Source organism: Leisingera sp. ABM4_060, assembly GCF_056158765.1.
This window is the reverse complement of sequence record NZ_JBSWTX010000001.1, coordinates 1,326,782-1,350,990: the sequence shown is the minus strand read 5'-3', so window position 1 is coordinate 1,350,990 and position 24,209 is coordinate 1,326,782. Positions and strand designations below refer to the sequence as shown.

Here is a 24,209-nt window from a genome sequence, read left to right as displayed (position 1 = left end):
CCATGGCAGAGACCGCGGCACAGGCAATGGCGGCAGCAACAGCCAAACTCCGCGCAGCCGGGGTACAGGACCCGGCGCGCGATGCGCGGGTGCTGCTGGCCCATGCGGCGCGGATCGAGGCCAGCCGGGTGACGCTGATCGCACCCGAAGAGCTGGCGCCGGAAATCGCCGAACGCTACGAGCAGCTGATTGCGCTGCGCGCCGTGCGGGTGCCGGTGTCGCATCTGATCGGTGAGCGCGAGTTTTACGGGCGCCGTTTCAAGGTCTCGCGCGATGTGCTGGACCCGCGGCCGGAAACCGAGATCTTGATCGAGGCGGCGCTGGCGGAGCCTTACCGCAGGGTGCTGGATCTGGGCCTGGGGTCCGGATGCATCCTGGTGACGCTGCTGGCAGAGCGGCAGGAGGCAGCCGGGCTGGGGGTGGACATCAGCGAGGCTGCCTGCCTGCAGGCCAGCGCCAATGCGGTGCTGCACCGGGTTGAGATGCGCGCGGATATCCAGCAGTCGGACTGGTTCGAGAAGGTTGAGGGGGAGTTTGACCTGATCGTCTCGAACCCGCCTTATATCGCGCTGGATGAGATGGAGGGCCTGTCGGCGGAGGTGCGCGGCCATGAGCCGGGGATTGCGTTGACCGATGGCGGCGACGGGCTGGGTGCCTACCGCAGGATTGCAGCCTCGGTGGCGGCGCATCTGGCGCCGGGCGGGCGGGTCCTGCTGGAGATTGGCCCGTCGCAGGGGCAAGCTGTCAGTGCTCTGCTGGAGGCTGCGGGGTTGCACGGCATCTCTGTGCTGCCCGATTTGGACGGCCGCGACCGGGTGGTGCGGGCGCATTCCGGCGCAAAGAGCGGGAAATAGCGCGAAAATTCGTGTTTTAGAAAGAAAAATCCTGGAAAATCGCCTTGTGCCCCTTGTATGGGGCTCTGTAACATGGTTACTCAGAGGAGCTGCTTGAGGAGAGAGCTCTGCAAGCCCTCCCGCGGCATCAAGCCCAAAAAAGCTAACGATCCGGCGCTGAGGCGCGCTGCACAGGGTCAACGGCGCATTAACTCAAGGCTTATGATAGGCATATGAGATCGTCCAAATCACGTTCACGCTCCAAGTCGAACCGGAATTGCCCAAATGGCGCCAATGTCGTCAACCGGGTGTTCGACAGCTCGGGCCCCGAGGGCAAGGTGCGCGGAACTCCGCAGCAGATCATCGACAAGTACAATCAGCTGGCCCGCGACGCGCAGCTGAGCAATGACCGGGTTGCGACTGAGAACTTTCAGCAGCACGCCGAGCATTATCTGCGGATGCTGAACGAGGCGCAGCGCGAGATCGAAGCGCGCCGCGAGGAGCAGGAGCGGCAGAACCGCGAACGCCAGGCTGAGCGCGACCGCGAGCGTGCCGAGCGGCTGGAGCGCCAGGAGCGCGAAGCCGCAGCTGCTGCAGCTGCACCGGCGGCAGACCCGGCCGAAGCGCCGCAGCCTGAGGTGATCGACCCGCGCGGCGATAATGGCAACGGCGGCGACAGCGGCTTGGTCGAGACCCCTGAAAGCCAGGCGGCAGCGCCTTCCGAGGCCCCGGCAGAAGCACCTGCCAAAAAGGCTCCGGCTCGCAAGCCCCGCAGCCGCAAACCTGCGGCCAAGGCAGAGGATGCTGGCGAAGCGGCCGCGGATGGCGGTGAAGAAGACGCCAAGCCAAAGAAAGCCACCCGGCCGCGCGCCAAGCCCAAGCCGAAGACCAAGCCGGACGATGGCGCGTCAGACGCTGCCGAAGCGGCTGAGTAAGCAGGTTTTCCTGAATTAGCCCCGGTCAGAGCAGCTCTTGCAGCAGGTCTGGCCAGGCATCAAAAGAGGCTCCCATGCGGCCCATCGCGTGGGAGCCCAGATAAAGCCGTTGCAGCGCAGTTGCCTTGCGCTCCAGCACATCGCGCGGCTGATCCGGCGCCACTTCCTGCACAATCGAATAAAGCGCGGTCCAAAGCTGCCGGGAAATCCGGTGGCAGCGGGCCTCGCTTTCGGCGTCGAAGGGGGCCATCTCGACCATGACATTGCACAGGAAGCAGCCGATCCGCGGAGCGGGGCGCTGCGGTGTGTTTTCGGTGCGGTAGAAGAAATTGGTCAGCCGATCGCGCGGCGGCGGGCCGTCCTTGGCGGCTAGCTCCGCCAGGGCCTTGGCCATCCGGGTTGCGCCATAGTGGTCCAGGGCCCGCAAGTAGACCGAGTGCTTGTCGGTAAAGGCCTTGTAGAACGAGCCGCGGGTAAGCCCCATTGCGTCCAGCAGATCGGGCAGGTTGGTGCCCGCATAGCCGCGCTTCCAGAACAGCATCATGGCGCCTTCCAGGGCGTCTTCCTCGTTGAACTGCCGGGGTCTGCTCATGCCTGTGCCTCTGCCGCTGCAAACGCCGCCCGGCGGTGATGCAGGGCGGAGCAGAGGGGAGCATAGTGCCGGGCCGGGGCGGGTTCAATCGCAACCGGTGCGCAACCGGGGCGCAACCGGGCCCGGGATCAGGAGTCCGGCATTTGCTGCGGGTGCTGGAAACCCAGGTTCGGGCGCTGCGAATGGGAGACAAATTTGACGGAGCCTTCCTGCAGCCCGGTATGCACGGTGTTCCAGTTGGCCTGGTTCTGGGCCAGCAGATTGGCCTTGTCCTGCAGGAAACGGTCCTTCACCTCGGCGGACCAGGTGATGTAAAGCTTGTCATCCTCAATGAACCAGCCGTTGATGAAATCGGTTTCCGCAGCATAGCCATGGGCCACGGCCCAGGCGCACCAGCCGTTGTTTTGGGGGGCGTATTTCTCCGGTGCGGCAGCAAATTGGTCGCGGTTTTGGGCGGAGGCAAACAGCCAGGTCCGGCCCTTGTAGGCATGGCGGAACGCCTGGCCGCCCTTGGTTGCGGCGCCGGTGGTGAAATAGGCCACCGGGTCGAAGCCGTCCATGGCGATGCCGCGGCTGGTGGAGTTCACCACATGGGTTGTCAGCCCGCCCGCGCCGGAACCGGAGCCAGCGTCAGCCGGCGGGCTGGCGAGCATCATCGACAGGGCGCAAAACGCCGTGAACAGAAGTTTCTTCATGGGTACCTCCCTTTGGTACTGTTTGGATTTTGTTATAGGAACCAATCAGTACATAATGGGTTTCGCCGGGCAATTCACATCCGTTTCACGATGCTGTGAGGGTGCAGACGGAAAAGGGCTCCGGCGGCCAGCGGCCGGGAGCCCTTGAATTAATGCAATGGGAGGGGGTTTCAGGCGCCGTGGCCGAGCACCCGCAGGTAGCGGCGGACCGCTTCGGGGAAGCCCAGCATCAAGGCATCGGCGGTCAGGCCGTGGCCGATGGAAACCTCCGCCAGATCCGGGACCGCCTGCCGCAGAGCGGGCAGGTTTTCGACCGTCAGGTCGTGGCCTGCGTTCATCATCAAGCCGCCAAGCGCGCGGGCGGCGCCGGCGGTGTCCTTGATCTTGGCCAGCTCAGCGGCGGTTGCCTCCGGCGTGGCCTGGTTGGCGTAAGGCCCGGTGTAGAATTCGATCCGGTCCGCGCCTGCCTGCTGCGCCAGTGCCGGGTCTGCCGGGCTGGCGTCCACGAAGCAGGAGACGCGGATGCCCGCAGCTTTGAATTCCTCGGCGACGGGCCGCAGCATTTCGCCGTCCTTGGCGAAATCCCAGCCGTGATCAGAGGTGGATTGCTCCGGCGTGTCCGGCACCAGCGTGACCTGATGCGGGTTGTTTTCCAGCACCAGGTCGATGAAGTGGCGGGTGGGGTAGCCCTCGATGTTGAACTCGGTTTCCGGGAATTCCTCGCGGGTGAGTTTTGCCAGCGCGGGCAGGTCGGAAAAGCGGATGTGGCGCTCATCCGGACGGGGATGCACGGTGATGCCATGGGCGCCCGCCTGCAGAATGGCGCGGGAGATGTCGATCAGGTTCGGCCACGGCACCTCGCGCCGGTTGCGCAGATACGCCACGGCATTGACGTTGACGGACAGAAGCGTCGGGCGGGATGATACGGTCTGGGTCATCGGAAAACAGGCCTCCGGGAAAAGACTGGCAAGAGAAGATAAATCAGGTTTTGGCAACTTCGCGCGCCAGGGCGCAGAAGGCCTCAAGGCTCACCTGCTCGGCGCGTTCGGTCGGCGGGATGCCTGCGGCGGTCAGGTGGTCTTCGATCGCGGGCGAGATGCCTTTCAGCGAAGCGCGCAGCATTTTGCGGCGCTGGTTGAAGGCGGCGGCCACCACGCGCGACAGCACCGCGGCATCGGCCTCGAACCGAGGTTGGGGCAGGGCGTCCAGATGCACTACTGCGCTGGAGACCTTGGGCGGCGGGGTGAAGGCGCCGGGCGGCAGCGACAGCACGATCTTTGCATCCGCCCGCCACTGGGCCAGGATCGCCAGGCGGCCATAGGCCTTGGAGCCGGGCTGCGCGACGATGCGCTCGGCCACCTCGCGCTGGAACATCAGGGTGAGGCTCTGCCAGACCGGCGGCCAGTTCTTGGGCGTGAGCCAGCGCACCAGCAGCTCGGTGCCGACGTTATAAGGCAGGTTGGCGGCGATGCGGATCGGCGGCGTCAGGTGTTCGAGCGGGTCGATCTCCAGCGCGTCGCCATTGATCACCTCGAAACGGCCCGGGTAGGCGTCTGCGATTTCCTGCAGTGCGGGCAGGCAGCGGCTGTCTTTTTCCACCGCCAGCACCCGCCGGGCGCCTTCGGCCAGCAGGCCGCGGGTGAGGCCGCCGGGTCCCGGGCCGATTTCGAGCACGTCGCAGGTGGCAAGGTCGCCGGCCTGGCGCGCGATCTTGGCGGTGAGATTCAGGTCCAAAAGAAAGTTCTGGCCCAGAGATTTGCGGGCCGACAGCTGATGCGTTGCGATCACTTCACGTAAGGGGGGAAGAAGTCGATAGCGCTCATGTCATCTGGACCTTGGGACTGGGCGCAGGGCGCGCGCCAAAAATTTCATGCCTCCGGCGGGGATATTTCCCGCCAGAAGAAGAATCAAGGGCTGGCGGCCATCGACTGCGCCAGCTTCAGGGCTTCGATGAGGCTGGTTGGATTGGCCTGGCCGGTGCCGGCGATATCGAAAGCGGTGCCGTGATCGGGGGATGTGCGGATGAACGGCAGGCCCAGGGTCACGTTGACGCCGCGGTCGAAATCCAGCGTCTTGATCGGGATCAGCGCCTGGTCGTGATACATGCAGACCGCCGCGTCATAGCGGGCGCGGGCGGCGGCGTGGAACAAGGTGTCGGCGGGGTGCGGGCCGGTGACATTCAGGCCATCTGATTGCAGCTCACCGATCAGTGCGTTGATCCAATCGAGTTCTTCCGAGCCCATGGCGCCGCCTTCGCCGGCATGGGGGTTGAGGCCTGCCACCGCGATGCGGGGCGCGGCGATGCCGAATTGATCGCGCAGGCCTGCGGCGGTGATCTCAACGGTCTCGCGCAACACTTCGGGCGTGAGCGCCTTGGGCACATCGGCCAGGGCGATGTGGATGGTGGCAGGCACCACGCGCAGCTGCGCGCTGGCCAGCATCATCACCACACGGCTGCGGCCTGCGAGGGCTGCCAGAAACTCGGTATGGCCGGGGTAGGCAAAACCGGCGCCGTCGATCAGCGCCTTCTTGTGGATCGGGGCAGTGCAGACAGCGGCGGCCTTGCCTGCCTGCACCATCCGGACGGCAGTTTCGATTGCTTGGATCACTCCGGCAGCATTGGCCGGATCCGCGGTGCCCTTGGCCGCGCTGCCGCCAAAGGTAAGAGGCAGCACGGGAAAACTGTCAGCAGACGCGGTGCCCGCTTCGGCGGGGGCGGCGATCTCTTTGACCGGTGTCCCGGCAGGCAGGTGGCGCGGGTCGCCGATCCAGAAGAACGGGCAGCTGCCGCGCAAGGCTGCCCAGGCCTTCACTGCGATTTCCGGGCCAATGCCTGCGGGTTCGCCGCAGCTGAGCGCAATGGGCCCGGCAGCGCTCATTTGATGTCGATCCGCGCGTCGGCGCGCAGCTGCTCCAGGTAGCTCTCGACCAGGGAGGTCATCCGCTGCGCGGTGAGCGCGTTGGCGACGGTGTCGCGGGAGCTGTCCTCGCCCAGATCGGCAGTACGGCCACAGAGCATCAGCACCATCAGGGTCTGACCGTTGTTGCGGGTCAGCGCGGTGGAGGTTTCATTCGGGTCCAGCTTGGCCAGCTCCAGGGCGATATCGGCGGGAAGTTCCGACGGCGGCAAGCTCTGGATGTCCAGCACCGACGGGTCCTGGCCCTGGGCCAGCCCGTAGAAATCATCGCAAGTGTCGGTGCTGTTCACCACGTCCTGTGCGGCGGCAAGTGCTTCGGGAGTGCGGCCGCCAGGCAGGTAATAGGCTGCGTATTCAATGGCGGTGTAGCGGGGGGCGGCGCCGTCCACTTCGCGCACGCCGCGCATCTGGAACAGCGCAACGGCGCCCTGCAGCGGCAGCGGTTCGGAAATCTCGCCCGGTTTCAGCGCCAGCACAATTTCCTGCAGTTGCGGCGGCAGTTTGGTCAGCGGCATCCAGGGCAGGCGGCCGCCGTCATTGCGGCTGGAGGCGGCGGAGTATTGCGCCGCCGCGGCCGAGAAGCTGTCATAGCTCTTGAGCTGCGCCACCTGATCCACCAGGTCCTCGACCTGGGGGGCGTTCTGCTCGTTGATCGGCACGATGAATTCGCTCAGCAGGACCTGGACGCTGCCAGTGCCGGCGGCGCCCATGGCGCGGTCGATTTCGTCCGGTGTGGGGCGGGCACGGGACAGGAAGCGGGCGCGGGTGTATTCGCGCCAGCCCAGCCCGACCTTGGCGAAGTCGCGCAGGGTTTGCGGCTCCACGCCCTGCTGCTGCAGCGCGGTCAGGAAGTCGTTCAGCGACAGGTTGGCGCGGCCTGCCAGCTCTTCCATGCCGGCGGTGACGTCCTCGTCGGACAGGTCGATCCCGGCTTCTTCCAGAACCGCCAGCTTGAGCCGGTCGTCAATCAGCTCCTTGCGGGCGGTTTCCAGCGGATCGCCCGGCACCCGCAGCGCTGCCTGAAAGCGGGCGCGCTGTTCCAGCTCGTAGCGGGTGATGACGTCGTCGTTCACGGTGATTGCCGGGGCAAAGAGATTCTGCGCGCCTGCGGGCAGGCCAGTCAGCCCCAAGCCGGTCAGGCCGAGGCCTGCGGCCAAGGCCAGCGCGGCGGCCGATTTGAGAGCGCGGGAAAGGAAAGGAGCCCGGAACCGGGTATTCACGTCTTGCTGCATGACCGCCTGTACTGTTTGCTGCCGCTTTTCACGGAAAATCCGCTGAGCGAGATGGTAAAGCCGAAATCGGTTGTCGGCTCAACACTTGTTGTTGATGTATAGCGGCGGTTGACTGACAGGTCGACCGTCACGCATTCGTTGCTGTAGGCGACACCGAGACCTGCGCGGGTGGCCTGGGCGCCGGCGACATCATAGCGGAGCCGGGCGCTGGCCGACCAGCTGGGGTTGAAATCATAGCTGCCGTCGAACCAAAGTTCCGAGGTTTCCTCGGTTCGGTCTTCCGCCGGATCGGTGCCGAGCCACAAGTAGGTGCCGGAGAGGCTGGAACGGTCGGTGCGCCAATCGCCGCGGAATTCTGCCTTGGAGAAATTCAGCGAGCCGTTCAGCAGGCCGCGGCTGGAGACCGCCAGCCCGTCGCCGAATTTCAGCTGACCTGCCAGCAGCAGGTCCGAAGAGGTGCCGCCCAGGCCGGAGCTTTTGGTAAAGCGGCTGTCGCCCTCGCTGCGCAGCACCTGTCCCACAGTGGCATAGGCCTGCCAGCCGGCCGGGGCATAGCGGGCCCAGTTGGCGCCGTAGACCAGGGTCAGCCCGTCCTCGCGGGCATCCGTGGCCGGAAACCGTGACAGCGCCAGCAGGTTGCCCTGGCCGAACTCGACAAAGCGGCTTTCCTCGCTGACCACGTCGCCGCCGCCCTCGTCGCGCCAGCCAAGTTGCAGGATGGGCTCCAGATACTGGGTGGCGCCGCCGGCTTCGCGGCGGCTCATCGGCAGGCGCAGGGTGAGCGCGGTACGCGGGGTCAGGCGGGTGATTTCCTCGGTGAAGAAGGCCTCGTCATAGGCGCGGAATGCGTCGGCCGCAGCCCCCACTTCCCATTCCGCAATGATGCCGTAGCCCAGGCGCCAATTGCGGCGCCAGTCGATGTCAGCGGTGAGCCGGGCCAAGTCGCGGCCATTGCTGTCGGTTTCCGTGCCTTCCAGGCTGGAGCTGCGGCGGTGCCCGTGGCCCTGAAGGGTCAGCCGCAGCTCGCCGCCGGTCAGGGCCGGGAAATGGCGGGTCTGATAGTAAATCTCGGCAATGCCGGACGGAATATCGGCTTGGTTTTCGCTGGAGCGCAGGGTCTTGTAGTGGGTCAGCGAAGTCCGGAACAGGCTGTCGCGCTTAGCCCGTGACAGCACCGCCTCGGAACGCAGACGGTCCAAGTCGGGCAGGCCGTAGTCTTCGAGGTAAGCATCATCCGAGACCGCCTTGACGTCGAAGGTGAAACGGAAGTCGTTAGGCAGATCGAACCGGCCTTCGCCAAAGATGTAGCCGCGGTCTTCATCCGGGAACAAGTCGTCTTGTGTATAGGCGCCGTTAAACTCGATCCGGCCGCGGCGGAACGCCTGCCGGTAGCGCAGGTCCAGCGTTTGGGTGCTGGAGGAGACATAGGGTGCAATCGTCAGGTCGCGGTGCGGGCCGAGGGTGAAGAAATATGGCAGCCGGATGCCGGTGCCGAGGTTCGAGGTGGAGCGCAGCGACGGGATCAGGAAACCGGAGGACCGGTCCAGCGACGGGTCCGGCAGGCGGATCGCCGGGAAATAGAAGATAGGCACATCCAGCACCCGCAGCTGGGCGCTTTCGAAATAGAGCTGGCGTTCCTGCTGGTCATGAGTGACCCGCTCGGCCCGGATCTGCCAGAGCGGCGGGCGGCCGTCGTCGCAGACGTGGCAGGAGGTGACAGCGGTCTTGTAAAGCTGGGTATAGCGGCCGCTGACCCGGGTCATCTGCAGCGAGGCCAGCTGCAGCTGCTGCTGGAACACCATACGCGCGCCGGTCAGCAGGCCGTTGCGCAGGTCGCGGTCCAGCTCGGCGGCATTGGCCAGAATGGTGACGCCGCCATCCTGGTCGATGCGGATCGGGCCTTCGATCTGCAGGGTGCCGCTGGTCTGGTCAAAGGTGATCTTTTTGGCCTTCAGGCGGATATTGCCCTGGAACGCCTCGACATTGCCCTCGGCCACCAGGGTGCGGTCCGGGGTGATGAAGACCTGATCGGCCACCAGCATGGCGGGCTGCGCGGGGTCCGGCGGCGCGGCGGTTTGCGCCTGCGGGGCAGGGGCGGTCAGCGCCAGCCAGGGCAGCACGGCGGAAAGAAGCAGCGCCCGGCGCAGGTTACCCGTCTTCGGCATGGAGAAGCAGTCCCAAGGTCAATAGTATCGCGGCGGCAGGCGGTGCCCAGGCAGCAAGCGCCACCGGGATTTGCCCGTTCTCGCCAAGGATTTGCGCGAAATTGCGGATGAAATAAAGCCCGAATCCCAACAGCACCGCCATCAGCACCGCCAATCCGGTTCCGCCAAAGCGGGCGTGCCGCATGGTGAAGGAGGCGCCGACCAGCACCATGGCAATCAGGAACAGCGGCCGGGCCAGCTCAGCCTGGTAGCGTACTTCATAGCGTTTGGTGGTGAAACCGGCTGCCGAGAGCTCGCGGATGGTGGCGGGCAGGTCATAGATCGAGATGCCGCTGGCGGTGCCCAGCGTATCGCGGATGCGGTCGGTGGTGAGCGTGGTGGGCAGTTGCAGCTCGTCATGCTGGGCGGCGCCGGATTCCGGGTTGATGCCGGCCGCCAGCGGCCAGGATTTGGCATTGGCCAGCACCCAGTTGCTGCCCATCAGCCGGGCGCTTTCGGCGGTGATGCGGCGCACCGGCCCGCCTGCGGTCGTGTAGCTGTGGATCGAGACGTCGTGCAGGGTGATATCGGCACCGTCGCCGCTGTAGCCCTTGGCGTGGATCACCGACTGGCCCTGGGCGCCGCCCTGGCGCAGCCACAGGCCTTCACCCGACAGCGACAGCGCCGAAGGACCGCCGTTATGATAGGTCTCGGCCAGATCCTGGTAGCGGTTGGCAGTGGCGGCGGCGATCGGGTTCAGCATGGTGACCGCCAGCCCGCCGATGGCCGCAGCCGACAGCACCGGAGCCGCCAGCGCCCGGATGCCAGAGCGGCCGATGGCGCGGGTCACCACCAGCTCGCTGCTGCGGGCGAGGCCGACAAACAGCACGATGGTGGTCAGGATCATGATCAGCGGCAGGAACTCGCTGAGCGCGGGAGGGATGTTCAGCAGGGTCAGACCCAGCAGCTGCGCCAGGCTGAGATCCAGGGCATCAAAGCGGCGCACCTGTTCGTTGAGGTCGATCAGCATGACCAGAGTCATCAGCACCGCGCAGATCACCAGGAACCATTGCAGGAACCGGCGGGCGTAGTAGAAATCCAGTTTCATGCCGGTGCCTCCGGCAGTGGTGCCCGGGTCCGCTTGGGCCGGGCGGCGAGGATCAGGAAGACCAGCGCCACGCCAAGTCCCAGCACCGTGGGCAGGTAAATCAGCGGCCACAGGCTGGGGTTGTCCAGCACCGGTTCGGAGACCACGCCGCGCAGGCCTTCGACAAAGATCAAGACGATAAAAGCGAGGAAGGCCTGCCGCCAGACGCCAAAGCGGGAGAAGCTGCCGATCATCAGCGCGGAAAACCCGATCAGCGTGACGGCCACGCAGACCAGGGCGCGGGCAAAGCGCAGATGCAGCTCTTCGGCCTGGGCGCCGGCTGTGTAGCCATCCTGTTTGGTGACCGTGGCGGGGCTGGTCAGCAACTCAAGGCTGGGAATGGCCCGGATATTGCGCGCCGGGCTCTCAGCTTGCCGTGCCAAAGCGCTGATATCGTAGGAGAAGTCTGAGAAAAACGTGGTCGACAGCCGCCCGGTTTCATTGTCCAGCCGCTGTGCCATGCCTTCCACCATGATCAGATGCGCGCTGCTTTCGTCGCGCACCAGAAAGGCGCGCGCGCCGGTATAGGTCACGCTCACCGCTGGATCGCGGCGGTCCGACAGGAAGACATCGTTCAGGGTGCCGTCCGGATCGATCTGGCGGATGTAGAAGGTAACGCCATCTGCCGGATGCAGGAAGTCGCCCTCGCTCAGCAGTTTGGCGGTGATGTTGCGCGACACTTCGCTTTCGCGCACCTCCAGCTGGCTGATCGAGGCAGGCAGCAGGTAGTGGGTCAGCGCCGACATCATCAGAGCGGTGATCACACCGAAGGCCAGAGCAGGCCGCGCCATTTGCCAGGGACTGGTGCCGGTGGCGCGCAGAACCGTCAGCTCGCTTTCGCTGTTCAGCCGGTTGGTCACCCAGACCGAGGCGCCAAAGGCCGCAATCGGCAGAACCATGCGGATCAGGTTCGGCAGGGTCAGCGCGGTGAATTCCAGGAAGACCAAGGCCGACTGGCCATTGCCGATCAGCCGGTCAAACAGCACAACGGCCCGGTTGACCCAGAAGACGGCCACCAGAATCAGCGCGAAAAAGCCGAAGAACAGCAGATATTGTGACAGCACATACCTGTCGTAGCGTGACACCCGATCCCCCCAGATCTTGCCATTGTTGTTTTGCGGGACCTTAGTGGATTTGGCTGGCGGGGAAAACTGCATTCTCGCCAAGGGCGTGGATCGGCGGCAGACCGCGGATCGCGCAGAGGCGAAGGCAGGTCTGGCCAAGCGGTTCCGGGCAGGATACCTGTTTTGTCAAAGAAACGCATGACCTCAGCAGGAGAGCACGGAATGAGCAGCCTTACCCCGATCCGTTTTGCCGATTACGACCCCAAGGCCTTGGCGGAAATGACCGGCCGCGTGGCGGTGATGGTGACGCCCGAGGGCAGCATGGATCAGGCCGCGCGCAGTGCCAACCGGCTGAGCAAAGGCGCGATTGCCCGGCTGATCGAATCGGAGGGTTTCAAGAAAGCCAAGACCGGCGATGTGATTTCGCTGGGCTGGCCTGCTGGCATGCAGGCCGAGGCGCTGCTGGTTCAGGTGCTGCCGCGCAAGCTGACCCCGGTGGAGGCGCGCCAGACGGGGGCCAAGCTGGCCAAGGCCGTTGCGGGCAAACGGCTCACCGTGATGGCGGGCAGCATGAACAAGGCGGCGGATCTGACTATGGGGATCGCCCTGCGCGACTACGGTTTTGACGACCACAAATCGCCCAAGGAGGACAAGCCGGAGGGGGAAGTGGTGATCGCCTCCAAGACGCCTGCTGATCTGGAAGCCGCCTGTGCGCCGCTTTTGGCGGTGGCCGAGGGCGTGCATATGACCCGCGACCTGGTCAATGAACCCGCCAACGTGCTGACCACCACCGAATTCGCCCGCCGCATCGAAGAGATGAAAGCGATCGGCCTGGAGGTCGAGGTTCTGGAAGAGGCGGAACTGGAAAAACTGGGCATGCGCACGCTCCTTAGCGTGGGGCAGGGATCCGATAGTCCTTCCAAGGTGGCTGTCATGCAGTGGAAGGGCGGCGCCAAGGATGCGGCTCCTCTGGCACTGGTCGGCAAGGGGGTGGTGTTCGATACTGGCGGCATCTCGCTGAAGCCCGCGGGCGGCATGGAAGAGATGACCATGGACATGGGCGGCGCAGGTGTAGTCACCGGCACCATGAAGGCGCTGGCTTTACGCAGGGCCAAGGCGAATGTCGTCGGCCTGGTGGGTCTTGTTGAAAACATGCCTTCCGGCAATGCCACCCGTCCGGGCGATGTAGTGAAGTCGATGAAGGGCGACACGGTTGAGATCATCAACACCGATGCCGAGGGCCGCCTGGTTCTGTGCGACGTGCTGTGGTACGCGCAGGAGCGGTTCAAGCCAGCGGGCGTGATTGACCTGGCCACCCTGACCGGCGCCATCATCATCGGCCTGGGACATGAGAATGCCGGTGTCTTCTCCAATGACGACGACCTCTGCAATGCATTCCTGAAGGCAGCTAAGGCCGAGGATGAGGGTGCTTGGCGGATGCCCTTGGGCAAGGCCTATGATGACCAGCTGAAATCGCGCATTGCCGATATGAAGAACGTCGGCGGGCGTCCCGCGGGCTCAATCACCGCGGCGCAGTTCCTGCAACGCTTCATCAAGGAAGACATGCCCTGGATCCATCTGGACATCGCGGGTGTGGCGTCCGTGAAATCCGATACCTCTTACGCGCCCAAAGGCGCCACCGGCTGGGGTGTTGCGGCGCTGAACCGGCTGGTCGCGGACAAGTTCGAGGCGGAATAAGCAGGCATGGGGGCTGCCTATTTCTATCATCTGACGCGCAGGCCGCTGGAGGAGACCCTGCCGGTTCTCCTGGACAAGGCGCGCGGGGCGGGCTGGCGCATTGCGGTGCGCGGGCGCGACCCTGAACGCATGGCCTGGCTGGATGACCGCCTGTGGCTGGGGCCGGAGGAGAGCTTCCTGGCCCATGGCCTGGCGGGCGGCCCCCACGATGCGCTGCAGCCGGTGCTGCTGACGGCGGGACCGGAGGCGGCAAATAGCCCGGATTGCGTGATGGCGGTGGATGGCGCCGCGGTCACGCCGGAGGAGGTGCAGGCGCTGAGCCGCGTCTGCATCCTGTTCGACGGCACCGATCCGGAGGCAGTGCAGCATGCCCGCGGACAATGGAAAAGCCTGACCGATGCGGGCTGTTCTGCCCAGTACTGGTCCGAGGAAAGCGGACGCTGGGAAAAGAAGGCCGAGAAATAGCCTGCGGGCGAAATTCGTTCGGCGGTTTTCTGCCAATTCCGATCAGGTTTGTTTCAAATGTGCAGGAAATGCTCGCCTGAATCGCAGTTCCGCAGTATTGCTCCCCGCCAAAAGAACAAGACGACTGGGGGACAGATCACCATGGAGCGTGCGTTTTCGCGGGCACGGCACCTGCCGCTTGCGGCTGCAAGCCTGCTGATCCTGGCCAATTGCGCAAGCCCGAACGGCGGCGCGGTCAGCCGCGCAGAGGTCGAGGCCGAGCGCCTGGAATATGCCGTGAACCAGGTGGAAAACCTGCAGTCCAGCGGCAAACGCGTGTGGTGCGTGCCGTTTGCCCGCAACGCCAGCGGTATCGAAATTTACGGCAACGCCAAAACCTGGTGGGGACAGGCCAAGGGCCAGTTCCTGCGCGGGCAGGACCCTCAGCCCGGCGCGGTGATGGCCTTCAGCGCAACCCGCTCCAATCCGCTGGGGCATGTGGCGGTGGTGTCCAAGGTCGAAGACACCCGCCGGATAGAGGTCAACCACGCCAACTGGCACCGCAACAAGGTCTCGCTGGGCATGGCGGTGATTGACGTGTCCAAGGAAAACGACTGGTCGGCGGTGCGGCTGGAAAGCAACCCTGGCGCCTTTGGCCGGGTATACCCGGTTACCGGTTTCATTCTGCCCTCTTTGGAAGACAGCTGAACCTGAGAGAGCGGGGCGCTGCTCCGGGGCTGGAAAAGATCAGGGGCGCTGCCCCTCTCGGCCTCGCGGCCAATTCACCCCGGAGTATTTCGGACCAGAAAGAAGCGGGCCGGCGGCTTCTTTCTGGTTAAAAATACCTCCCGCCGGAGGCAGGTGCCGCAAGGCACCATTCAGCGGGTCAGGATCAGCGCACCATTGCGGATTTCTAAACCGGACCAGCGCTGCAGGTATCCCATGCCCAAGAGGGATTGCTCCAGCTCCCCCTGGTTGACCCAGACGCGCACGCTGGTATCGGTGATGCCGCCCAGCGATATCTCATCAACCCAGACCGAGGCCGTGCGCACTTCGCCATTGGCGGTGCGGGCGCGGCCGAGGTAGGCGAGGTTTTTGGTATCAATCCCGGCGCGCTGCGCATCGGCGGCGTTCAGCACGACCTGGCTGGCGCCGGTATCGACCAGGAACTCGATGGCCGCACCGTTCACCTCCAATGTCAAGTAGTAGTGACCGTCCGGTGCGCGCGGAACCTCGACCCGGCCGGCATCGACAGCAACGCTTTGCTGCGGGCGCACGGTCTGGCGGATGTCCTCCCACAGCCCGTAGGACGCCACGGCGCCGAGGAAGATGAAGCCCCAGACGGCAAACATTTGCAGGGTTTTGCCAATGCTTTGGCGGTTTTGCACAAAGACCCAGGAGCCAACCGCAATCAGCAGCAGCAGCAGATAGATAAACCGCCCGATGTCATGTTCGCCCATGCGCGCACCTCCTGACGTTAATGTAGGCGGGCCGGGGCGTGATGCTAGCCTGCAAAGCCGAAGGCGCGCAGCCCGTCCAGCACGAACTGCACCGAGAGCGCGGCCAGCAGCATGCCCAGCAGCCGGGTGACAACCGTGATGCCGGTCTTGCCGAGAAGGCGTTCGAACAGGCCGGAAAACAGGCACATGATCAGGAGGATGGCCAGCACGGCCGCGACAACGCCCATCACCATGGCAAAACCTGCCAGTCCGGGTTGCTGGCCTGCCAGCAGGATCACGGTGGCGATGGAGCCAGGACCGGCAATCAGCGGGATCGCCAGCGGGAAAATGGAGGGATCGTCGAAATCATCCTCTTCGCTGCGGTCCTCACGCCGTTTGTTGCGGCGTTCGAACAGCATGTCGAGCGCGGTGAGGAACAGCAAGATGCCACCGGCCACCCGGAAGGCTGGCATGGAAATGCCGATAAAGCCCAGAACCGCCTCGCCCAGGGCGGCAAACAGTGCCAGCAGCACGGCGGCGGTGATGGTGGCCCGCAGCGCGATGGCGCGGCGGCGGGCAGGCGGCATGCCTTGGGTCAGCGCAATGAATATCGGCGTGAGGCCAATCGGGTCGATAATCACAAACAGCGTCACAAAGGATGTGATCAGGAGTGCGGTGTCGATCATTGCGCTTCAGCCTGCTCCAGCTTTTCAAGCGCGTCCATCCACAGGCCTTCGGCCCGTTCCAGCGCTTCCAGGCATTCGGCGTGTTTTTTCTGCCAAACCTCGATGTCGGCGGCCTTGCCCGGTTCATACAGGCTAGGGTCGGCCAGCTTTTCGTCAAGCTTTTCGCGCATCTCGCTGAGCTTTTCGACGCGGGCCTCGGATTTGCGGACCTCTGAGCGCAGGGAGAGCAGCACGTCGCGGGAGGCGCGTTTGGGCTTGGCCGGTTTCGCGGTCTCCGGCTTGGCGGGTTTGTCCCGGGCCAGAAGCAGCGTGCGGTAGCTTTCCAGGTCGCCGTTATAGGGTTTGACAGCGCCGCCGGAGACCAGCCAGAGCCGGTCCGCCACCAGGCTGAGGAGATGCATATCGTGGCTGACCAGGATCACCGCACCGGAATAGGCGGTCAGCGCTTCGACCAGCGCTTCGCGGCTTTCGATGTCCAGGTGGTTGGTCGGCTCGTCGAGGATCAGCATATGCGGCGCGTCGATGGTGGCAATGAGCAGGCTGAGCCGTGCCTTCTGACCGCCCGACAGCCTTCCGACCTCGGTTTCGGCCTGTCCCGCACCCAGGCCAAAGCCGGCCAGGCGTGCGCGCAGTTTGGCGGGTGCCTCATCCGGGCGCAGGCGGCGCAGGTGGTCGATCGGGGTTTCATCGACATACAGCTCATCCACCTGGTGCTGGGCGAAGTATCCGATGCGCAGCTTGGAGGAACGGGTCATCTTGCCCGCCATCAGCGGCAGCCGGTCCGCCAGCAGTTTCGACAGCGTCGACTTGCCCTGGCCGTTCTTGCCCAACAGCGCAATGCGGTCGTCTTGATCGATCCGCAGGTTCAGCCGCTTCAGGATTTCCGTGTCGCCATAACCGGTTGTGCCGCCTTCCAGATGTATGATCGGGGGCGACATTTCCTCTGGTTCGGGGAAGGTGAAGGCGCGCAAGGCCGCTTCCTGCGGGGTAGTGATCGGCTTCATCTTGGCGATCATCTTGAGGCGGGACTGGGCCTGCACCGCCTTGGTGGCCTTGGCCCGGAAACGGTCGACAAAGCTTTGCAGGTGGGCGCGGCGGGCTTCCTGTTTCTTGGCTTCGGCCTGGGCTGCCAGAATTCGGGCAGCGCGGGTCTCTGCAAAGGTGTCGTAGGTTCCCTGGTAAAGCGTGAGCTTCTTGTCTTCCAGATGCAGGATCGCGCCAACCGCGCGGTTCAGCAGGCCGCGGTCATGGCTGACGATCAGCACCGTATGGGGGTATTTCGCAAGGTAGCTTTCCAGCCACAAAGCGCCCTCGAGATCGAGGTAGTTGGTGGGCTCATCAAGCAGCAGCAGGTCGGGCTGGGCAAACAGCACGGCCGCAAGCGCCACCCGCATCCGCCAGCCGCCGGAGAAATCGGCGCAGGGGCGTTGCTGGTCCTCGTCGTCAAAGCCCAGGCCCTTGAGGATGGAGGAGGCGCGCGCCTCAGCCGACCAGGCGCCGATGTCTGAGAGCCTTGTCTGGATCTCCGCAATACGGGCGGCATCGGTGGCGGTTTCAGCCTCGGCCAGCAGAGCAGTGCGTTCGGTGTCAGCGGCCAGCACCGTATTCACCAGCGACACGTTTGACGCCGGGGCCTCCTGGGCAACGCCGCCGATGCGGGCTTTGGAGGGCAGCGAGATGCTGCCGGTCTCCAGCGCCAGCTCGCCCCGGATCAGGCGGAACAGGGTGGTCTTGCCGGTGCCGTTGCGCCCCACGAGGCCCACCTTGTGGCCAGTGGGAACAGTGGCGGAGGCGCCCTCGATCAGCGGGCGGCCTTCGACCGAATAGGTGATGTCCTGAATGCGTAACATGAAGAGCGGTGTGGCCCAGGTGCCCGGGGCTGTCAATCAGGCCCTTTCGCTTCTTCCGGCAAGAAATTTTCCCGCCTGAGGCACGGGCGCCTGCGCTGGCCCTGAAAACGTCTTCCCAAGCGGCGCCAGCCATGTTACGCGGCGCGCGGAGTTTCCGGCCCGGGCATTGGCCCGCGGCCCATCAATCAGGAGAATGCCAAATGGCTCTGGAACGCACTTTCTCGATCATCAAGCCCGATGCAACCCGCCGCAACCTGACCGGCAAGATCAACGCCAAATTTGAAGAAGCAGGCCTGCGCGTTGTTGCGCAGAAGCGCATCCACCTGACCAAAGCGCAGGCAGGCGAGTTCTACAAGGTGCACGCCGAGCGCCCGTTCTATGACGAACTGTGTGAATTCATGGCTTCCGCTCCGATCGTTGCTCAGGTTCTGGAAGGCGAAAACGCCATTGCCAAGAACCGTGAAGTGATGGGTGCCACCAACCCGGCAGATGCCGCGGCCGGCACCATCCGTGCTGAATTCGCTGAATTGGTTGGCGAAAACTCCGTACACGGTTCCGACGCGCCGGAAACCGCTGCTGTGGAGATCGCCTACTTCTTCTCCGGCCTCGAGCTGGTCGGCTAAGCCACTGGCTTACCGGATGAATTGAGGCCGCCCTGTTTCGGGGCGGCCTTTTATTTTGGGGCAATCAGCGCGGCGCGGGTTCGGAAATTTTCAGGTCCGCAGGTGTGGCGCGCACGCCGATGGCATCCAGCTCCGACAGCAGTTTTGAACTGTGCTGAGGGTGGACATCGGCCTTGATCATGTCGAAGCGCTTGCGCAGTTCTTCTTTTTCCTTGCCCTTGCAATCGTTCCAGGGCCGCCCCTGCAACGCCATCACCAGAACGTAATAGCCGATGAAATGCGGCCGGGTGCCGGATTGCAACAGCCGGGCATAGGCCGCATCGGCACCGATGGCGCGCAGGTCTTCGGCCGAGGTGATACCGGCACGGTGGCAGGCCTCCTCGTAGGCGGGACCAAGATTGCGGATCGAAGAAATGGCAGTGTTCATGGTTTGTTTCTATCGGTTCCGCGCGTCGCTGTCACCCAGCAATTTGCAATGTTCGTTAACCGCGCGAGGCTGTTGTGACGCTGGGTTCGATGCTGCCTGATTGATTGACAGTCGCATTTCTGACGGGAAGCTGTTGACCGTGGCAAGCAGAACCGCCGGAGGGGTGAGATGAGGGGAAGCCAGCAAGTATCTGTGAGGGCACAAGGTTTCGATCTTGCACATCCGCCGCGGGGATTTGTGGAGGATCCGTTTCCCTTTTACGATGCGCTGCTGCGCGATGCGCCGGTTCTGCCGCAGCCAGACGGGTCGATGCTGATTTGCCGTCATGCGGACCTGGATCGTATTTACCGTGACACCACTTTGTTTTCTTCGGACAAGAAAAAGGTTTTTGCCCCGAAATACGGCGCGGGCTCGCCTTTGTTTGAGCATCACACCACGTCGCTGGTGTTTTCCGACCCGCCGCTGCACACGCGGGTGCGCAGGATCATGACTTCGGCGCTGACACCTAGGGCGATCGCAAAGATGGAACCGGGGCTGGTTGAGACGGTTGACTGCCTGCTTGAGCAGATGGCGGGCCGGGCGCAGGTTGATCTGATCGAGGATTTCGCCGCTTCGATCCCGATCCAGGTCATCGGCAACTTGCTGGATGTTCCGATGGCAGAGCGGGCGCCGCTCCGCGATTGGTCGCTGGCAATTCTGGGCGCTTTGGAGCCTGTGCTGAGCGAGGCTCAGCTGGCAGCGGGCCACCGGGCTGTCGAAGAGTTCAAGACCTATCTGCAGGATCTGATTGCCCGGCGCCGGGCTGATCCGGGCGATCCGGAAACCGACGTGCTGACGCGTCTGATCCGAGGCGAGGGGGCAGAAGGGAAGCTGAGCGAGATCGAGCTGATCCAGAATTGCATATTCATTCTGAATGCTGGTCATGAGACCACCACGAATTTGATCGGCAACGGGCTGGCGCTGCTCAATGACCACCCGGAGCAGAAACAGAGGCTGCTGGCACAGCCGGAGCTGATCAAACCGGCGGTGGAGGAGGTGCTGCGCTTCCGCTCACCCAACCAGCTGGGCAACCGCGAAACCACGGCAGAAGTGGAAATCGGCGGCGTCCGCGTGCCCGCCGGAACAAACCTGCATCTGGTGATCGGTGCGGCAAACCGTGATCCGGAGGTGTTTGAAAGTCCGGGAGTTTTCGACATCTCGCGGGCACCCAACCGGCATCTGGCCTTTGCCGGGGGCCCGCATGTCTGTGTCGGGCTGACCTTGGCACGGCTTGAAGGGAAGATTGCGATTGAACGGTTCCTGAAGCGGTTTGCGGACTATCGCCTGAAGCCAGGCCGGGTGCCGGGGGGACGTATCCGCTTTCGCGGCTTTTCGGCCCTGCCGGCCGACTTGAGCTGACGCCGGCGGGCCGCCGAAACGGGCAGGCTAGAACAGCCCGGCTTCTTTTGCGGTCAGGGCGGCCTGGGTACGGTTCTTTGCGTCAAGCTTGCGGCACAGCGTGCGCACATGCAGCTTGATGGTGACTTCCTGCAGTTCCAGCTCGCGGGCGATTTCCTTGTTCGACAGGCCGCGGCACAGGCCATCCAGCACTTCCAGCTCCCGCGGGCTCAGCTTTTCGGCCAGGGGATGGGTGTTGCCAGCGGCCTCTTCGCGCATCAGGTCGACCGGCACGTAGATCTCACCCGCGCTCATGAACCGCACCGCGTTGAGCAGTGACTGCGCGCCCATGGTTTTGGGGATGAACCCGATGGCGCCGGCATCCAGAGCATCCTGGGCGGTGCGGGCCGGAGCGCTTCCCGACAGGATTGCCACGCCTTTACCGCCATTGGCCTCCAGCGCTTTGGCGAGCCCGTCCAGCCCCATCATGCCAGGCATATTGTAGTCGAGCAGGACAAGGTCGAACGGCCCGTCGCCGGAAATCTGCTCGATCGCTCCCGGCAGGTCGGTGGCCAGTGTCACCTCGGCCCCGCCCTCCGAGCGGAGGTAGGCTGAGATTGTTTCGCGGACCATGTCATGGTCGTCTGCCAGCAAAATTCGCATGTAGCCACTAGACCTGTTTTGAAATTCCCGCTCCCAGTCTACAGCGACAAGGGTTTCAAAACTGTCAACCGTGGATTGCGGTCTGGCTGCGTGCTTCAACATCGGCTGCTGCTCCCGGAAAATGGCTGTAATTTTTCTGATTTTATGCCAGCCGGGCGGGATCCGGTAAGTCGGCATTAGGGTGCTGTCAATATGCTGGAGGTTGTGCACCCTATACGGAAGGATAGGAGACTATCCTCTGGTGCCGGTTTCCGGGCAGGCCGGTTGTGGCATGCTCCGCCTGAACGCTGTGTCGAAGGATAGAGGAAAGGAAGGCTGGAATGAGACGATTGATTGCGCGCGCCGCTGCACTGGCCGTTGTGGTGTTTTCTGCCTGTGCTGCTGCTGTCTCTGCCAGCGGCGAGGAACCGGTTCTGCTGTCTGTCCGCCTTGCCGGTGACGCCGCCCCTGAGGCGCAATTCACGATGGAGGACCTGCGGGCCCTGGCGCCGGTGACCTTTGAGACAGAGACCATCTGGACCACCGGGCCGCAACGCTTCACCGGTGTGCCGCTGGCCGTGCTGATGGAGCGGATGGGGGTCAGCAGCGGGCAGCTGATTGCCCATGCGGTGAATGATTATTCGGTGGAAATCCCGGCTACGGATGCGGTGGACGGCGGCCCGATCGTCGCCTATGAGCGCAACGGTGCCGAAATGTCGCTGCGCAACAAGGGGCCGCTTTGGGTGGTTTACCCTTATGACAGCAATCCGGCTTACCGGACCGAAGAGGTCTATTCGCGCAGCATCTGGCAGCTGGACCGGATTGTGATCCGGCCGTAGGCCGCAGCCAGGGGCCGGGCAGCTGATGTTTCGCGGGTTTCCAACCATGCCGCGCTGGGTTCTGGCGCTGGTGCTGGCCCTGGCGGCCGCCTTGGCTGCGCAATCGGTGCGGCTGGGTCATCAGGTGCTGCAGCAGCTGGATGAGCTGTCGACGGCGGCCACCGACAACATGCAGTGGAACCTGTCCCAGGCCGAAGTCGAGCATCTGAAACTGGAAACCGCAGTTCTGACCGTGCAATCGGCTGCGGATCTGCCGAGGCTGCGGCGCCAGTTCGATATCTACTACAGCCGGATTGCCACGTTCCGCGAAAGCCCCTTGTTTGCAGGGCTGCGCCAAAGCCCGGGCGGGGCCGCCCTGCTGCAGCAGATGCAGGTCCGGCTGGACCGGATGGCGGTGGCAATAGACAGCGCCGACCAAGCGCTGCTTGGCAGCTTGCGGGACCTTGCGGCGGAACTGCAGCAGAACAGCGGCGACGTGCGCGAATTGGCTCTGTTTGGGGTCGTGCTGCAGGTGGAGGATTCCAAGGATAAACGGCTGAAGCTGTTCACGATCCTGGCGCGGCTGGGCTGGGTGGTTCTGGCACTGGTGCTGGCACTGGCGCTGGCCGCGCTGCTGCTGGGGCGGCTGTACCGGAAGGGGCGCCAGCTTGCCAAGGAACGCAGCCGGGCCGCGGCGCGGATGGAGGCGATGATTGCCTCTTCGCTGGATGCGATCCTGGTGGTCGGGGCCGATGGGCGGATCCAGGCCTTCAACGGTGCGGCGGAAACCGTGTTCGGCTACAGCCGCGAGGAGGCCGTTGGCCAGCCGATGGTGAACCTGATTGTGCCGGATCACCTGCAAGAGGCGCACAACGCGGGGATGCGGCGGTTCCTGCAGACTGGCGAGGCCCGAGTTGCGGGCAAGGGGCGGCTGCAGCTGGAGGCAAGGCGCAAATCCGGTGAGCTGTTCCCTGTGGAGCTGTCTGTCTCGGTCAGCCAATCGGGCACCGACATGGTGTTTGTCAGCTTCCTGCGCGACATTTCCGACCGGATCGCGGTCGAGGAGGAGCTGCGCCGGGCGCGGGACGATGCCCTGGCGGGCGAGCGGGCCAAGCACAACCTGCTGACGGTGATGAGCCATGAAATGCGCACGCCGCTGACCGGGGTGCTGGGGGCCATCGACCTGATCGAAGACACAGGCCCAACCCCGGAGCAGCGCCGCTACCTGCAGGCGATGCGGGTGTCGGGGGAGCTGTTGCTGCACCATGTCAACGACGTGCTGGAACTGTCGCGGCTGGAATCCGGTGCCGAGGCCGAGAAACTGCGGATCTTTGATCTGGAAGAACTTGTCGGTGGTCTGGTGGACAGCCAGCAGGCCAGCGCCAAGGGGCGGGGCATCGACTTGTCGCTGCATTGCAGTCTGGATGGCAGGAACATGGTGGCGGGCCGACCCCGCGCGGTGCAGCAGGTGCTGCTGAATTTGATCGGCAATGCGCTGAAGTTCACCGGCGAGGGGGCGGTGAGTGTCGATGTAATGCGCCTGCCGGGCGGCGAAACCGTGGAATTCCATGTCGCCGACACCGGCCAGGGGATCGCACCGGAGGATCTGGACCGGATTTTCGAGGATTTCATTACCCTGGATGCCAGCTATGGCCGCGGCAGCGAAGGCACCGGGCTGGGGCTGTCGATTACCAAGCGGCTGGTGCAGGCCATGGGCGGCACTATCAGCTGCGAGAGTGAGCTGGGCGAGGGCAGCCTGTTCTCCATTTCCCTGCCGCTGCCCGCAGCCAAGGCGCCGCCGCGCCGGGCAGAGAAGGACGCGCCAAGGCTCAACGGCGCCTGCCGCCTGCTGATCGCGGAGGACAATGACATAAACCGCGAGCTGCTGGCCACCATGCTGCGGCAGGAGGGGCACCAGGTTACCGCTGCGGCGGGCGGGCTGGAAGCGGTGCAAGCGGCGGAGCAGCAGCGGTTCGATCTGATTCTGATGGACATCAGCATGCCGCAGGTGGACGGGATCGAAGCGCTGCGCCGGATCCGGGCTCAAAAACTGGCGGAGGGCACGGACATCGTGGCGCTGACCGCCCATGCCGCGGCCGAGGATCACACCCGGATCCTGGAAGCTGGATTTGCCGAGGTGCTGACCAAGCCGGCAAACAAGGCCGGGCTTGCGGATGTGATCGCGCGCCGGGCCGGCGGCGGAGTGAAGGCCCTGCCGCAGACCGAGTTGGACATCCAGCAGTTCTGCGATGCGCTGGGCCAGGAGCAGGCCCGCGTCTTTCTGTTGGCGTTCTGCAGCGAGGTCAAACAGTTCCAGGAGGAGCTGCAAAGCTGCGCTGCACTGGCAGACGGCCAGCGCAAGGAAGCGCACCGGCTGGCGGGTTCGGCCGCGGTGCTGGGGCTGCCGGATCTGCGCACAGCAATGCTGGCCATCGAGACGGCACAGGAAGGCGCCGAACCGCCGCTTGCCCCGCTTCTTCAGGCCTGGGCGCACGCTGAAACGGTCTTGGAACCGCATTTGCGGGTCTGACGGGGCTGGCACGGCGGCCATCTTTGACACTAGTCACTGGCAGAAGGGTGTAGAGCCGGGGCACGCAGCCTGCGCCACCGGATAGGCGCCCAGGCTGGCCGCAGCCTGATGGCCG

At 64.4% G+C, this 24,209-nt stretch carries 22 protein-coding genes and 1 pseudogene; 9 read left to right on the top strand and 14 right to left on the bottom strand.

The features are described 5' to 3' along the window. Positions 1-2: 2 nt before the first annotated feature. Together prmC and ACXAEH_RS06610 are read left to right on the top strand one after the other, a co-directional pair. Positions 3-854: a peptide chain release factor N(5)-glutamine methyltransferase gene (gene prmC, locus ACXAEH_RS06615; RefSeq protein WP_475031667.1), complete on the top strand. Its 852-nt coding sequence runs from the start codon at positions 3-5 to the stop codon at positions 852-854. Positions 855-1,066: 212 nt separating this feature from the next. After that, positions 1,067-1,768, top strand: a complete 702-nt coding sequence (locus ACXAEH_RS06610) for a DUF4167 domain-containing protein (RefSeq protein WP_475031666.1) — start codon at positions 1,067-1,069, stop codon at positions 1,766-1,768. A 25-nt stretch (positions 1,769-1,793) separates the two neighbouring features. Here ACXAEH_RS06610 and ACXAEH_RS06605 read toward each other — a convergent pair whose 3' ends face one another. The 9 genes and pseudogenes from ACXAEH_RS06605 to lptF all read right to left on the bottom strand — a co-directional run bounded on the left by ACXAEH_RS06605 (position 1,794) and on the right by lptF (position 11,581). After that, on the bottom strand, positions 1,794-2,360 hold the full coding sequence (locus ACXAEH_RS06605; RefSeq protein ID WP_475031665.1) for a TetR/AcrR family transcriptional regulator: 567 nt from the start codon (positions 2,358-2,360) through the stop codon (positions 1,794-1,796). A gap of 128 nt (positions 2,361-2,488) precedes the next feature. Beyond that, positions 2,489-3,055 (bottom strand): YHS domain-containing (seleno)protein, encoded by a 567-nt coding sequence (locus tag ACXAEH_RS06600; protein ID WP_475031664.1) that lies wholly within the window; start codon positions 3,053-3,055, stop codon positions 2,489-2,491. A gap of 170 nt (positions 3,056-3,225) precedes the next feature. Beyond that, positions 3,226-3,993 carry a pyridoxine 5'-phosphate synthase gene (locus tag ACXAEH_RS06595; protein WP_475031663.1) on the bottom strand — a complete coding sequence of 256 codons (768 nt, stop codon included), beginning with the start codon at positions 3,991-3,993 and terminating at the stop codon, positions 3,226-3,228. A gap of 43 nt (positions 3,994-4,036) precedes the next feature. After that, positions 4,037-4,878 (bottom strand): annotated as a pseudogene (gene rsmA / locus ACXAEH_RS06590) (16S rRNA (adenine(1518)-N(6)/adenine(1519)-N(6))-dimethyltransferase RsmA). 84 nt (positions 4,879-4,962) lie between these two features. Continuing rightward, a complete protein-coding gene (gene pdxA, locus ACXAEH_RS06585; protein ID WP_475031662.1) occupies positions 4,963-5,934 on the bottom strand; it encodes a 4-hydroxythreonine-4-phosphate dehydrogenase PdxA in 972 nt (323 codons plus the stop codon). Then, the gene (locus ACXAEH_RS06580) at positions 5,931-7,205 is read right to left on the bottom strand and encodes a peptidylprolyl isomerase (RefSeq protein ID WP_475031661.1); all 1,275 of its coding nucleotides are present in this window, start codon (positions 7,203-7,205) and stop codon (positions 5,931-5,933) included. Before ACXAEH_RS06580 ends, pdxA begins: the two co-directional genes overlap by 4 nt. Then, entirely contained in the window at positions 7,190-9,370 is a 2,181-nt protein-coding gene (locus ACXAEH_RS06575) for an LPS-assembly protein LptD (RefSeq protein WP_475031660.1), read from the bottom strand. Before ACXAEH_RS06575 ends, ACXAEH_RS06580 begins: the two co-directional genes overlap by 16 nt. Then, on the bottom strand, positions 9,354-10,457 hold the full coding sequence (gene lptG, locus ACXAEH_RS06570) for an LPS export ABC transporter permease LptG (protein WP_475031659.1): 1,104 nt from the start codon (positions 10,455-10,457) through the stop codon (positions 9,354-9,356). Before lptG ends, ACXAEH_RS06575 begins: the two co-directional genes overlap by 17 nt. Beyond that, on the bottom strand, positions 10,454-11,581 hold the full coding sequence (gene lptF, locus ACXAEH_RS06565) for an LPS export ABC transporter permease LptF (protein ID WP_475031658.1): 1,128 nt from the start codon (positions 11,579-11,581) through the stop codon (positions 10,454-10,456). Before lptF ends, lptG begins: the two co-directional genes overlap by 4 nt. A 201-nt stretch (positions 11,582-11,782) precedes the next feature. On the opposite strand from lptF, the gene ACXAEH_RS06560 reads away from it, so the two are divergent. From ACXAEH_RS06560 to ACXAEH_RS06550, 3 genes are all read left to right on the top strand, one after another. Next, entirely contained in the window at positions 11,783-13,258 is a 1,476-nt protein-coding gene (locus ACXAEH_RS06560; protein WP_475031657.1) for a leucyl aminopeptidase, read from the top strand. Between the two features lie 6 nt (positions 13,259-13,264). Beyond that, a complete protein-coding gene (locus ACXAEH_RS06555; RefSeq protein ID WP_475031656.1) occupies positions 13,265-13,723 on the top strand; it encodes a DNA polymerase III subunit chi in 459 nt (152 codons plus the stop codon). Positions 13,724-13,864: 141 nt separating this feature from the next. Beyond that, positions 13,865-14,410 (top strand): CHAP domain-containing protein, encoded by a 546-nt coding sequence (locus tag ACXAEH_RS06550; protein ID WP_475031655.1) that lies wholly within the window; start codon positions 13,865-13,867, stop codon positions 14,408-14,410. Between the two features lie 170 nt (positions 14,411-14,580). Here ACXAEH_RS06550 and ACXAEH_RS06545 read toward each other — a convergent pair whose 3' ends face one another. From ACXAEH_RS06545 to ACXAEH_RS06535, 3 genes are read right to left on the bottom strand one after another with little or no spacing between them, the layout of a single operon-like run. Next, on the bottom strand, positions 14,581-15,162 hold the full coding sequence (locus ACXAEH_RS06545) for a retropepsin-like aspartic protease family protein (protein WP_475031654.1): 582 nt from the start codon (positions 15,160-15,162) through the stop codon (positions 14,581-14,583). A 44-nt stretch (positions 15,163-15,206) separates the two neighbouring features. Further along, the gene (locus tag ACXAEH_RS06540) at positions 15,207-15,827 is read right to left on the bottom strand and encodes a MarC family protein (protein WP_475031653.1); all 621 of its coding nucleotides are present in this window, start codon (positions 15,825-15,827) and stop codon (positions 15,207-15,209) included. Then, positions 15,824-17,677, bottom strand: coding sequence for an ABC-F family ATP-binding cassette domain-containing protein (locus tag ACXAEH_RS06535; protein WP_475031652.1), 1,854 nt, complete (start codon positions 17,675-17,677; stop codon positions 15,824-15,826). Before ACXAEH_RS06535 ends, ACXAEH_RS06540 begins: the two co-directional genes overlap by 4 nt. Positions 17,678-17,877: 200 nt before the next feature. On the opposite strand from ACXAEH_RS06535, the gene ndk reads away from it, so the two are divergent. Continuing rightward, positions 17,878-18,300, top strand: a complete 423-nt coding sequence (ndk, locus tag ACXAEH_RS06530) for a nucleoside-diphosphate kinase (RefSeq protein ID WP_475031651.1) — start codon at positions 17,878-17,880, stop codon at positions 18,298-18,300. Positions 18,301-18,364: 64 nt separating this feature from the next. Here ndk and ACXAEH_RS06525 read toward each other — a convergent pair whose 3' ends face one another. Beyond that, positions 18,365-18,727, bottom strand: coding sequence for a TfoX/Sxy family protein (locus ACXAEH_RS06525; RefSeq protein WP_475031650.1), 363 nt, complete (start codon positions 18,725-18,727; stop codon positions 18,365-18,367). A 168-nt stretch (positions 18,728-18,895) separates the two neighbouring features. Between ACXAEH_RS06525 and ACXAEH_RS06520 the strand changes: the two genes are divergently transcribed. Continuing rightward, positions 18,896-20,125 (top strand): cytochrome P450, encoded by a 1,230-nt coding sequence (locus tag ACXAEH_RS06520; RefSeq protein ID WP_475031649.1) that lies wholly within the window; start codon positions 18,896-18,898, stop codon positions 20,123-20,125. Between the two features lie 27 nt (positions 20,126-20,152). Here ACXAEH_RS06520 and ACXAEH_RS06515 read toward each other — a convergent pair whose 3' ends face one another. Further along, entirely contained in the window at positions 20,153-20,767 is a 615-nt protein-coding gene (locus ACXAEH_RS06515) for a response regulator transcription factor (protein ID WP_475031648.1), read from the bottom strand. Positions 20,768-21,087: 320 nt separating this feature from the next. On the opposite strand from ACXAEH_RS06515, the gene ACXAEH_RS06510 reads away from it, so the two are divergent. Further along, the gene (locus ACXAEH_RS06510) at positions 21,088-21,585 is read left to right on the top strand and encodes a putative pterin-binding protein (protein ID WP_475031647.1); all 498 of its coding nucleotides are present in this window, start codon (positions 21,088-21,090) and stop codon (positions 21,583-21,585) included. A gap of 25 nt (positions 21,586-21,610) precedes the next feature. Beyond that, the gene (locus tag ACXAEH_RS06505; protein ID WP_475031646.1) at positions 21,611-24,094 is read left to right on the top strand and encodes a hybrid sensor histidine kinase/response regulator; all 2,484 of its coding nucleotides are present in this window, start codon (positions 21,611-21,613) and stop codon (positions 24,092-24,094) included. The last annotated feature ends 115 nt before the right edge of the window (positions 24,095-24,209 follow it).

What these genes read in the sequence shown, in the direction of transcription:
- pdxA (WP_475031662.1), bottom strand. Translation starts at nt 5,934, where the DNA reads ATGAGCGCTGCCGGGCCCATTGCGCTCAGCTGCGGCGAACCCGCAGGC.
- ACXAEH_RS06600 (WP_475031664.1), bottom strand. Translation starts at nt 3,055, where the DNA reads ATGAAGAAACTTCTGTTCACGGCGTTTTGCGCCCTGTCGATGATGCTC.
- ACXAEH_RS06610 (WP_475031666.1), top strand. Translation starts at nt 1,067, where the DNA reads ATGAGATCGTCCAAATCACGTTCACGCTCCAAGTCGAACCGGAATTGC.
- ACXAEH_RS06580 (WP_475031661.1), bottom strand. Translation starts at nt 7,205, where the DNA reads ATGCAGCAAGACGTGAATACCCGGTTCCGGGCTCCTTTCCTTTCCCGC.
- ACXAEH_RS06525 (WP_475031650.1), bottom strand. Translation starts at nt 18,727, where the DNA reads ATGAACACTGCCATTTCTTCGATCCGCAATCTTGGTCCCGCCTACGAG.
- ACXAEH_RS06545 (WP_475031654.1), bottom strand. Translation starts at nt 15,162, where the DNA reads ATGGGCGAACATGACATCGGGCGGTTTATCTATCTGCTGCTGCTGCTG.
- ACXAEH_RS06510 (WP_475031647.1), top strand. Translation starts at nt 21,088, where the DNA reads ATGAGACGATTGATTGCGCGCGCCGCTGCACTGGCCGTTGTGGTGTTT.
- ACXAEH_RS06595 (WP_475031663.1), bottom strand. Translation starts at nt 3,993, where the DNA reads ATGACCCAGACCGTATCATCCCGCCCGACGCTTCTGTCCGTCAACGTC.
- ACXAEH_RS06520 (WP_475031649.1), top strand. Translation starts at nt 18,896, where the DNA reads ATGAGGGGAAGCCAGCAAGTATCTGTGAGGGCACAAGGTTTCGATCTT.
- ndk (WP_475031651.1), top strand. Translation starts at nt 17,878, where the DNA reads ATGGCTCTGGAACGCACTTTCTCGATCATCAAGCCCGATGCAACCCGC.
- ACXAEH_RS06535 (WP_475031652.1), bottom strand. Translation starts at nt 17,677, where the DNA reads ATGTTACGCATTCAGGACATCACCTATTCGGTCGAAGGCCGCCCGCTG.
- ACXAEH_RS06505 (WP_475031646.1), top strand. Translation starts at nt 21,611, where the DNA reads ATGTTTCGCGGGTTTCCAACCATGCCGCGCTGGGTTCTGGCGCTGGTG.
- ACXAEH_RS06555 (WP_475031656.1), top strand. Translation starts at nt 13,265, where the DNA reads ATGGGGGCTGCCTATTTCTATCATCTGACGCGCAGGCCGCTGGAGGAG.
- ACXAEH_RS06560 (WP_475031657.1), top strand. Translation starts at nt 11,783, where the DNA reads ATGAGCAGCCTTACCCCGATCCGTTTTGCCGATTACGACCCCAAGGCC.
- ACXAEH_RS06575 (WP_475031660.1), bottom strand. Translation starts at nt 9,370, where the DNA reads ATGCCGAAGACGGGTAACCTGCGCCGGGCGCTGCTTCTTTCCGCCGTG.
- prmC (WP_475031667.1), top strand. Translation starts at nt 3, where the DNA reads ATGGCAGAGACCGCGGCACAGGCAATGGCGGCAGCAACAGCCAAACTC.
- ACXAEH_RS06605 (WP_475031665.1), bottom strand. Translation starts at nt 2,360, where the DNA reads ATGAGCAGACCCCGGCAGTTCAACGAGGAAGACGCCCTGGAAGGCGCC.
- ACXAEH_RS06515 (WP_475031648.1), bottom strand. Translation starts at nt 20,767, where the DNA reads ATGCGAATTTTGCTGGCAGACGACCATGACATGGTCCGCGAAACAATC.
- ACXAEH_RS06550 (WP_475031655.1), top strand. Translation starts at nt 13,865, where the DNA reads ATGGAGCGTGCGTTTTCGCGGGCACGGCACCTGCCGCTTGCGGCTGCA.
- lptG (WP_475031659.1), bottom strand. Translation starts at nt 10,457, where the DNA reads ATGAAACTGGATTTCTACTACGCCCGCCGGTTCCTGCAATGGTTCCTG.
- ACXAEH_RS06540 (WP_475031653.1), bottom strand. Translation starts at nt 15,827, where the DNA reads ATGATCGACACCGCACTCCTGATCACATCCTTTGTGACGCTGTTTGTG.